5 protein-coding genes and 1 pseudogene are annotated in these 9,855 nt (G+C 46.9%); 4 read left to right on the top strand and 2 right to left on the bottom strand.

Going from position 1 to position 9,855, the window contains the following annotated elements; translation table 11 throughout:
* Window positions 1-658, top strand: a pseudogene (gene rpoC2 / locus Q5691_RS23165) (DNA-directed RNA polymerase subunit beta'); the annotation flags it as partial.
* A gap of 299 nt (window positions 659-957) precedes the next feature.
* On the opposite strand, the gene Q5691_RS23160 reads toward rpoC2, so the two are convergent.
* Window positions 958-1,353 carry a response regulator gene (locus Q5691_RS23160; RefSeq protein ID WP_006632892.1) on the bottom strand — a complete coding sequence of 132 codons (396 nt, stop codon included), beginning with the start codon at window positions 1,351-1,353 and terminating at the stop codon, window positions 958-960.
* 1,490 nt (window positions 1,354-2,843) lie between these two features.
* Between Q5691_RS23160 and Q5691_RS23155 the strand changes: the two genes are divergently transcribed.
* The 3 genes from Q5691_RS23155 to Q5691_RS23145 all read left to right on the top strand — a co-directional run bounded on the left by Q5691_RS23155 (window position 2,844) and on the right by Q5691_RS23145 (window position 7,378).
* Window positions 2,844-5,396: a DNA topoisomerase (ATP-hydrolyzing) gene (locus tag Q5691_RS23155; RefSeq protein WP_333347322.1), complete on the top strand. Its 2,553-nt coding sequence runs from the start codon at window positions 2,844-2,846 to the stop codon at window positions 5,394-5,396.
* A gap of 246 nt (window positions 5,397-5,642) precedes the next feature.
* Window positions 5,643-7,100 carry an ATP-binding cassette domain-containing protein gene (locus tag Q5691_RS23150; RefSeq protein ID WP_333347319.1) on the top strand — a complete coding sequence of 486 codons (1,458 nt, stop codon included), beginning with the start codon at window positions 5,643-5,645 and terminating at the stop codon, window positions 7,098-7,100.
* Between the two features lie 125 nt (window positions 7,101-7,225).
* Window positions 7,226-7,378, top strand: a complete 153-nt coding sequence (locus Q5691_RS23145) for a chlorophyll A-B binding protein (RefSeq protein ID WP_172186457.1) — start codon at window positions 7,226-7,228, stop codon at window positions 7,376-7,378.
* A 214-nt stretch (window positions 7,379-7,592) separates the two neighbouring features.
* Here the strand turns inward: Q5691_RS23145 and rpoD are convergent, their stop codons facing one another.
* Entirely contained in the window at window positions 7,593-8,759 is a 1,167-nt protein-coding gene (rpoD, locus tag Q5691_RS23140; RefSeq protein ID WP_333212954.1) for an RNA polymerase sigma factor RpoD, read from the bottom strand.
* Window positions 8,760-9,855: the final 1,096 nt, after the last annotated feature.

The raw sequence follows: 9,855 nt of genomic DNA, 5'->3' as shown, positions 1-9,855 counted from the left end.
TCAGGGCGTGGATATTTCTGATAAGCACATCGAGGTGATTGTCCGCCAGATGACCAACAAAGTCAGGATGGAAGATGGCGGCGATACTACTATGCTCCCCGGCGAGTTGGTAGAATTGCGGCAGGTTGAGCAGGTGAATGAGGCGATGTCAATTACTGGTGGAGCGCCGGCGGATTATACTCCGGTGTTGCTGGGGATTACTAAGGCTTCGCTGAATACTGATAGCTTTATTTCTGCTGCTTCGTTCCAGGAGACTACGCGGGTGTTGACTGAGGCTGCGATCGAAGGTAAGTCTGACTGGCTGCGGGGGCTGAAGGAAAATGTGATTATCGGCCGCCTGATTCCTGCCGGTACTGGGTTCAATGCCTATGAGGATGCTGGGGTCCAGGATGCGGGTTTTGATGGTGCTGTGTTTGATGACGACATCCACGATTTACAGGAGGATGTGGTACTTGATGACCGTACTGCGCGCCGTGCTTATACGATCGAGAGCGGTTTTGAGATCGGGCGCCCGTCTGATCTTGAGCCTGATGAGGATTTTGAGGAAGTTGAGGTTGATGAGGACGATTTTGTCGCTGAGACTGAGAATGATGCCTTGGGACCTGATGTTGACGATGATGATGATATCGGTTTTGACTTCGATGAGGACGAAGACTAATCATAGTTTTGAGATTGCATGAATGAGTGAACAGCGTTGCGATCGCTGAGGATAATTTGGTTCCTCGCCGCAACGCACACTGCGATTTCATGACTTGAAAAATCTCAAATTATCCTCACTAATTAACAGTCCGAACTCATAGCATTGTGCGATGAGACATCCAAAGGAAGAAGGAAGAAGGAAGATTCAGAGTTTAAGCAAACTTTGTAATTCTAGAGTTTTAATTGTTTGTTGGTTTAAACAAACAATTCTTTCTTCCTTCTTCCTTTTTCCTTCTTCCTTCTGCATATATGGTTCACTCAATCAGGCAGCAAAGCCTTGATTTGATTAACAAACTCTTGATGGTCTACCACAGGTTTAGAGATGTAACCGTCGGCACCGCTTTGATCCAGAAATGTTTCTTTATCACCAGCCATCGCGTGAGCAGTCACCAAAATAATCGGCAGCGATGCCGTTTGTGGGTCAGCTTTGAGGAGTTGAGTAATCTTAATCCCGTCAACAGATTTGCCCTGGTACACGCTGCGCGAAAGAGACACATCCATTAAAATCAAATCAGCTTCGCCGTTGGCAGCAATCTGCATCACCTCTTCAACATTTTCCGTGTGCTTCACGGCTAAGCCCCCCCGCTTAGTCAGAATTTTGGAAAAAACCCGAGCATTAACCAAATCGTCCTCTACAATCAGAACGGTTTTCATAAATAAATATGGGAAGTATAGAAACTTTGTGACTTTAGTCCAAAGAGGAACACGACACGGGGACTACATTCCCCGTCAAAAATGCAGAGTTTTTAGCGCCATCAGCCGGGAACCCTGCAAAACCCGTATGTATATCCTTGAGCCACTAGCTGTGAGAGGGTTTACAGATGCCTAGAAGCATCCAGTACCATCATTTAGACTACTACACACAGACAGTTTAGTTGTTTTTTATAACTAGACCTGGCACTCGTGAGAGCCTCAAGATTCTCAGGTAGCAGGTTTCTAGTACAATCTAGGAGGCAGGGACGGCGCCTCGCAACCCAGCTTTTGCTCGTTTCGGTCGGCTATAACGAACTATTTCTATGAAAAAACCGGGTTTCTGACTACCCGTGCGTCCTGGACTTATAATATCCTCTCTTTCGGTAAAGCCTCCGGCTTCTACCATTTTAGAATTTAGAATTTAGATTTTAGATTTTAGATTTTAGATGGGAACTGATTGACTGGATATCAGTTTGGAACACGGGCCTACAGTTGCATTATTTTGTGAACGGGGATTAGAGTCGGGAATGTGTGATAATTATTTTCCTTCTTGCTCATTATAATCAAGCCATGTTTATTCACATACTCCCGTCGCCACAGCCTTTGAAGTAGCGAATCTAGCGGGGATTGTTGGAGATTCCTAATACTCAGTTTTAACCCCTCAAAACGGCTGAAAATATCGACGCTTGCGTTCATCAAGGGGATGTCAGACTAGGAGATATCGCCAGGAGAGCTTTTGACTGATGAATTCATAAATATCGGCATTTTTGACACTCTCAGCGAGTCACGGCCACGCTCTATGGTTCAATAAGCCCAAAACTTGGACTTCACTCATAGTCCAGTCGCCTCTACACGATCAGAACAAGTACCAGTACCAGACGTATTCCAATTCCGCTTACTTTTCTTTTTTAATACTTTCGGAGTCCATCACGCTTGCCAAAACACGGTAAGCTCGATCGTCTACCATTGCTGCTTGATCCACGCTACGGCTGTACTGAGACGAGATCAATCTGGGGTTTCTCCTGAATAAAATATTTCTTCGTGTAGATGGTTATTCCTAATTGCAATTAAATTCTATCATGGATTGACGGGGACTCAAGTCCCTCGTGACGCTTTCCTAGGAAAAGCTAAAGCCTCACTAGGTTCTGAGTTTTGGGCATTCCGTGTTCTCCTGTGAATCAATCTTCTCACGGCAGAAGGTAAATAGACAGGTAGGCACAAATGAAGGCAACATAGAGGTTAGGGTAAGAGTGGAGAGTAAGAGGCAAGTGTTGCCCGTCTTCGGGACTCTGATTCTGCTTTCACAAGTTAAGTTTATTTTTATTCTTCAACTGGGCGGTTGGGTCGAACTTTCGGTTCGCCTGCGGCAAAGGCTTTTCAATCGAGACAGGGAACCTCGGCATTATTGACAGAGGCTGTTTTCACTCAGGAATTAACGGACACAAAGACTCATGGCTAAACAACTCAACCTACTTTCCGGGCAAGTAATTTCTACGCCTCTGCACGCCGAGATGCAGCAATCGTACCTCGAATATGCCATGAGTGTGATCGTCGGGCGAGCTTTGCCTGATGTCCGCGACGGTTTAAAACCTGTTCACCGTCGAATTTTATATGCGATGCACGAACTCGGTCTGACGCCAGACCGACCTTACCGTAAGTGCGCCCGGGTAGTTGGAGATGTTTTGGGAAAATATCACCCCCACGGCGACCAATCGGTTTACGACGCTCTGGTACGCATGGTTCAGGAGTTTTCGAGCCGGTATCCTTTACTGGCGGGTCACGGCAATTTCGGTTCGGTGGACAATGATCCGGCGGCTGCTATGCGCTATACGGAAACGAGGCTGGCACCGATCGCCCACGAAGCTATGCTAACCCAAGTCGGCGATGCAACTGTTGATTTTACTGCTAACTTTGACAGTTCCCAGCAAGAACCGACGGCGCTGCCTGCTCAGTTGCCGTTTCTGTTACTCAATGGCTGTACGGGCATTGCTGTGGGGATGGCAACTAATATTCCGCCGCACAATTTGGGGGAGGTGGTAGACGGTTTAATTGCTTTGATTGAAAACCCGGAACTATCGGATGAGAAGTTGATAGAACTGATTCCGGGCCCTGATTTTCCAACCGGAGGGGAAATCGTCGCTACAGAGGGCATTGTTGACGCCTACACTAAGGGTCGAGGCAGCATTGCGGTCAGGGGTGTGGCCGGGGTGGAAGAGGTGCCAGGTAATCGCAAGGTGCGTACTAAAACGGCGATCGTGGTGACGGAGTTTCCGTTTCAGGTAAATAAGGCGGCTTGGATTGAAAAGGTGGCGGAGTTGGTCAATGCTGGCCGCCTCGACGGTATTTCTGATTTGCGTGACGAGAGCGATCGCGAAGGGATTCGAGTTGTGATTGAACTCAAGCGGGAATTTACCCCAGAAGCGGTTCTGGCTCGCCTTTACCAACAAACTGACCTGCAAACAAATTTTGGCGCGATTTTGCTGGCAATTGTCAACGGTCAACCCCGACAGTTGACCCTCAGACAATTGTTGCAGGAATTTCTGGATTTCCGGGAAGTTACTCTTACCCGCCGCTACAATTACGAGTTGCAGGCTGCTGAACGCCGCTGTCATATTGTCCAAGGCTTAATGTTGGCTTTGACAAATCTTGATACCGCGATCGACATTCTCAGAAATTCTCCTGACGGCTCTACTGCTAAGCAAACTTTCCAAGTTCGCCTCAATTTGAGCGAAAGTCAAGCTGATGCGATTTTGGCGATGCCGATGCGTAGGCTGACTGGTTTGGAAAGGCAAAATTTGCAGTCTGAGTTTGATGAGTTGATGGCTAATATTCAAGAATTGCAGCGGTTGTTGAGCGACAGGCGCGAACTTTTGAAGGCTTTAAAGAAGGAATTTCGATCGCTAAAACGCAAGTACGCCGACCCCCGCCGCACTAAATTCGCCAATGGAACTGCACGCGCAGCAAACGCCGAATCACAATTTGCTGGTAAGAAAAATTCTGGGGTGAAGCAGTTGTCACCGGCAACGATTCAGCCTAACTTATTGCCCGTTCTTGAGCCAGAGGAAACTATTGTTGAATTTTCGCACAAGCAGTACGTGCGACGCTTGCCGACAGGGGAAAAGCCACGCTCGAAAAGTCGCGAAAAATCGGTTTCAGCTTTAGAAAAAAATGAAGATTTTATTGTGACGGCAAATCTGACGAAAACCGATCGCACTTTGGTCATCTTAACTCCTAACGGCAAAGCTTACCCGTTGAAAGTGGCCGATATTCCTAGTAGTAGCGCCAAAGACCGGGGAACGCCGATCGTTAGTTTGTTGTCGCCGAGTGCTACTAAAGAAAGTGCCGGTCGCGCTTTGTCCGAAATCACAGTTGCACATTTTATTTTGCCGGGAAATTCGGAAGCGGCAGATTTAGTAACTCTGACTCAGCAAGGAAAAATTAAGCGCTTGCCGATGCAGGAATTTGCTGATTTGACTAATCGTGGCGTTACTGTTGTTAAACTCAAGGAGGACGATCGGCTGCGCTGTGCGAGTCTGGCTAAAGTCGGCGAGCAAGTGGCGATCGCAACTTCAGGAGGCCGAGTCCTCCGGTTTGAGATTGATGACGAACAACTGCCGCCAATGGGCCGCGCGGCCCAGGGTTCTCAAGTAACCAGGTTGCGGAAGCAGGAACAGTTGGTGGGCTGCATCACTCTCTACCCGGACGACAGTCTGGTGCTATTTTCCGAGTTGGGTTGGGCAAAACGAATGCCTGCAGGTTCTGTCAGACTTACTAACCGGGGCGAAATTGGCACTCAAGCTTTTCGTTTCTCAGAGCCTAAAGATGCTTTAGTTGGCTTGCTGCAGGCTGTTCCGGGTACGGATGTCAAACTTTTTACTAATTCTGGCCGCGTGCTGCGATCGACTATTGATGCTATAGCTTTTTGGGGGAAAGATGCTGCAGGCGATCGAGTTTTTGACCTAAATCCAGGTGAAAGAATCATCAAAGTTATCAGCAGTCAATAGTCAATAGTCAATAGTCATGGGGCATGGGGCATGGGGCATGGGGCATGGGGCATTAATCTGATTTGTGACCTCTGACTTCTGACTTCAACATCCATCCGTTAAATCATTTAAATCCTGTACACTGCTCGTTCCCCAACTTCCTCCTTCCTTGAATATCTCAATTACCAAGACCCAATGCCCTATGCCCAATTCCCAATTCCCAATTCCCCCATCTAAAATCTAAAATCTAAAATCTAAAATTGTTTAATGGCGCAAGTTGTATTAGAAAATATCTACAAAAGTTTTCCTCTCCGCCAAGGAGAACAGGAAAAAGAAGCAAACACTGTCGCAGAAAATGTCTCGCCTATAGCCGATCGCCCTGCGTCTAACAGCGTTTTGCGGCGCATTAACCTAACGGTCGAAGACGGGGAGTTCATGGTGCTGGTGGGCCCTTCTGGCTGCGGAAAAAGCACTTTGCTGCGATCGATCGCCGGTTTGGAAGTTTTGACTGCCGGCAATATTTGGGTGGGCGATCGGCTGGTTAACGATTTGCCTCCTAAAGACCGAGATATCGCTATGGTATTTCAAAATTATGCTCTCTATCCTCACTTAACAGTTTACGATAATCTCGCCTTTGGATTGCGCCGCTCGGAAAGGGAGAAAGACCAAAGAAGGAAGAAGGAAGAAGGAAGGCGGAAGACGGAAGATGAAAGACGGAAGACGGAAGATGGAAGACGAAAGATGGAAGAAGAGCTAAGGCAGAAGGCAGAAGGAGGAAGAGAAGGAACAAGCCAGAATGCAGAAGGAATCAGCAAGAAAGTAGAAGAGGTTATTAATTATTTAGCTTCTAATTCTTTTAAAAATCCTCTTATTTATCTTTTGTTTGAGGACTTTTTAGGAGGAGCGACTCGCAAGCTGCCTCCGGGTTTGCGCTATTTATCGGAACGGGAAAAGGCCGTAGGAGAACGAGTCCTGAAGGTAGCTGAATTATTGCAAATAGAATCTCTTTTAAGTCGCTTGCCGAAACAACTTTCGGGAGGGCAAAAGCAGCGGGTAGCTTTGGGTAGGGCGATGGCTCGAAATCCTGAAGTTTTTTTGATGGACGAACCGTTATCGAATCTTGATGCGAAATTGAGGGCGGAAACTCGATCGCAAATTGTGCAGTTGCAGCGACAGTTGCGAACTACAACTATTTATGTGACTCACGACCAAACTGAGGCGATGACTATGGGCGATCGGATTGCTATTATGAATAGAGGCCAGCTTCAGCAAGTAGCTCGACCTCTAGAGCTTTACAATAAGCCGGCTAATTTGTTTGTTGCTGAGTTTATCGGTTCTCCGCAGATGAATTTTTTGTCGGTGGAATTTAGTGCTCCGCTGTTGATTTCTCACCCGCAATTTCGCTTTACTTTACCCGATATTTGGGCAAAAAGTCTACAACAGTATGACGGGCGAAAGCTAATTTTGGGCATTCGGCCGGAACATCTGAGCATTAACCCTCCGGCTACCAAAAATCTTTCGGTACAAGTGGAAATTGTAGAGGCTTTGGGACACGAAACTTATTTGGGGGTTTGTTTGACGGATGCTCCGGCGGTGAGGATGCAAGTGCGGGTTCCTCCTGAGCGATCGATCCGAGTTGGCGAGGAGCTTTGGTTGGCCATCGCCCATGACAAAATTCACTTGTTCGATCCTGATACAGAGTTGGCTATTTTTCCTGTTAGGTAAAATCATCAAGGTCGATCGACCCTTGTTACCGATATCACTTTCACAGGTTCGTACTTTTTTCAAGTTAATGTTATATTTATTTACATAAGCCTTACTTACAAAAGTTAACGAAAGGAGTTCGCACTATGCAAGAACAAAAACGCAACGCTTGGAACTGGGGCTTTAGCGAGGGAGCCGAAAATTGGAACGGTCGTTTGGCGATGATTGGTTTCTCTGCCGCTGTCATCATCGAATTGGTTTCCGGTCAAGGCCTGCTGCACTTTTGGGGTCTGATGTAATTTTCTAGTTAAGAATTTGGTGACACTGCAAAGTTTGGGAGTTCCGTAATGGACTCCCTAATTTTTGGCAGCGGGATTTGGGCAGCAAATAGCCACTTGCTCCGGGCAGTTAGCAGCACAAAATTTAACCGCTATAACTCAAACCGGGGCGGGGGGTCTCCCCCCCAAAAAAAAGAGTGCGAATCACTCTTTTGGGTGATGCTAGCAAATTACTCTAGCGGATATATTCTTTTAAGATGCTGTTGCGGTTAGGATGGCGCAACTTCCGCAGGGCTTTAGCCTCGATTTGGCGAATTCGCTCACGAGTGACGTTAAAGATTTGACCAATTTCCTCCAAGGTCTTCATCCGTCCGTCATCTAACCCATAACGCAGCCGCAGTACATCTCGTTCTCGGGGGCTGAGAGTATCCAAAACGCTTTCCAAGTCTTCCCTAAGCAAGTTTTTCGAGACTTGATCTTCTGGTGTTTCCCCGTCAGATTCAATAAAATCTCCCAGACGTGAGTCTTCCTCTTTGCCGATCGGAGTTTCTAGAGAGATGGGCAACTGTGCGGACTTAGCAATGAACCGCAACTTCTCGATCGTCATCTCCATGCGGGTAGCAATTTCTTCTTCCGTAGGCTTGCGACCCATTTCCTGAGACAGGAGTTTGGTAGTTTTTTTGATCCGCGAAATGGTTTCGTAAAGGTGAACCGGCAGGCGGATAGTGCGCGATTGATCGGCGATTGCCCTGGTAATGGCTTGACGTATCCACCAAGTTGCGTAGGTAGAAAACTTGTAGCCTTTTTCGTGATCGAATTTTTCAGCGGCCCGGATCAGACCCAAAGAGCCTTCCTGAATCAAATCTTGGAAAGACAAACCGCGATTCATGTATTTTTTGGCGATCGACACCACCAAACGCAGGTTTGATTGCACCATTTTTTCCTTGGCCCGACGGCCGACGTGGAGTCGGTGACGGAATGCAGGAAGTGCCATATCTACAGCATTAGCCCATTCGCTGTCTTTGGGTTCGCGGTTATACTCTTCGAGAAGTTGTTCTCGAACTCGCTCTAATTCCAGCAAATCTGCAATCTTGCGCGCTAGTTCAATCTCTTCGTCAGCTCGCAGCAGTCGAATCCGACCGATTTCTTGCAGGTAAAGACGAATAGAGTCTTCAGTATAATGCTTTTTCTTTGCCTGTGCTCGACGGCGGGCTTTGGCGCCTTTGCCAGATTTAGGATCTTCCTCAGATTGAGAGTCTAAGAATTCTTCTCGATCGTCTTCTTCGTCGATAAAGAGTTCTAACTCGCTCTCAGGTAGAACGCTTTCGGCGCTGCGAAGCAACTCGATTGTTTCCATTTCCGGTGTAATTGTGGTTGCGAGTACGGTGTTAGCTGGGATCATGCCGTCTTCCTCATGCTCCTGAATTAAAGAATAAATAACAGTGGAATAGTGTCTGTTTGTAGTTTAGACAAGTTAGCCAGTATTGACATTCCCGCAGGAAGAAATAGTGGGATTTTTGGTCTGCTAGCTGAATTTGTTACCGAAACTGCACCTGTTTTATGAGTCACGGTTCGAGTTCTGGTTTGAAGCAGTCAGCGCATTCAATTGATCGCAGATTTTAACATCGCGACCTTAAATTGAGCTAGCGGCTTTTTCTTTCGGAGCGAGTTACCACATCATCTGCAATACCTTGCCCAGAGAAGCAAACCATGAAGTGCGATCGATCACACTTCCAAAAATACTGGCTTTTTTACTCGGTACTTCGAGCTTTTACCCGTACAAGTTTTCCCGCACGGAACCCTCTAACTTTTGTATTGGAGGTGTCGAACTTTTGATTCGCCTTGCTTTCACTCTGGTTGTCAGACATGACAGTTGCACGGCAAGTTTTCGCCACCTTGGATGCCGGTCTGCTGCCTCAAATGCAACAGCAGAGGGTTGAAGCACCAAACGGGGAGAATCGGATCTTGCAAAGACCTTCCCGATTGTAGCCTTTCTCACAAAAAATGGAAGTTGTTTTCCATTGTTGGTCAAGAACTAGGAAAACTCTGTCAGCTTAGCTTGACAATACTAACTCATGTCCGGCTCTGCTAAATCCTGAGAACGGCCCGCAAAAACTTTGGCACGATCAAACGGCCCTGTTTTCTGCGTATATCTGGGTGAACGGCTGCGGCGTAGTTGGCCAGACAGTTAGCAGACAATTTTTGAGTTGCCCAAATGGGAACCAATACAATCCGTGTAGATACACCCATCATTACCCTGTTTCCCTGAATTGAATCATACGCAATCTGCGATTGAATAAAGCTCGTAGCTTTAGTTTTAAGTCGGTAACTCTGGATTAAAGACCGACTCTGACCCCCAATGAAGCGTTGCGGGTTGAGTAGTGCAACAGGGGCTTTCATTGTTAAGTTAGCTCAAATCTCAGAAATTGGGTTTAATTTTCACGTTAAATCACATTAAGTTCTTAACGTCACATTCTTATTTAAGCAGTTCGACACGA

Source organism: Microcoleus sp. w1-18aA5 (genome assembly GCF_036701705.1).
Classification (GTDB): domain Bacteria; phylum Cyanobacteriota; class Cyanobacteriia; order Cyanobacteriales; family Microcoleaceae; genus Microcoleus.
This window is presented reverse-complemented; position numbering and strand designations above follow the sequence as displayed.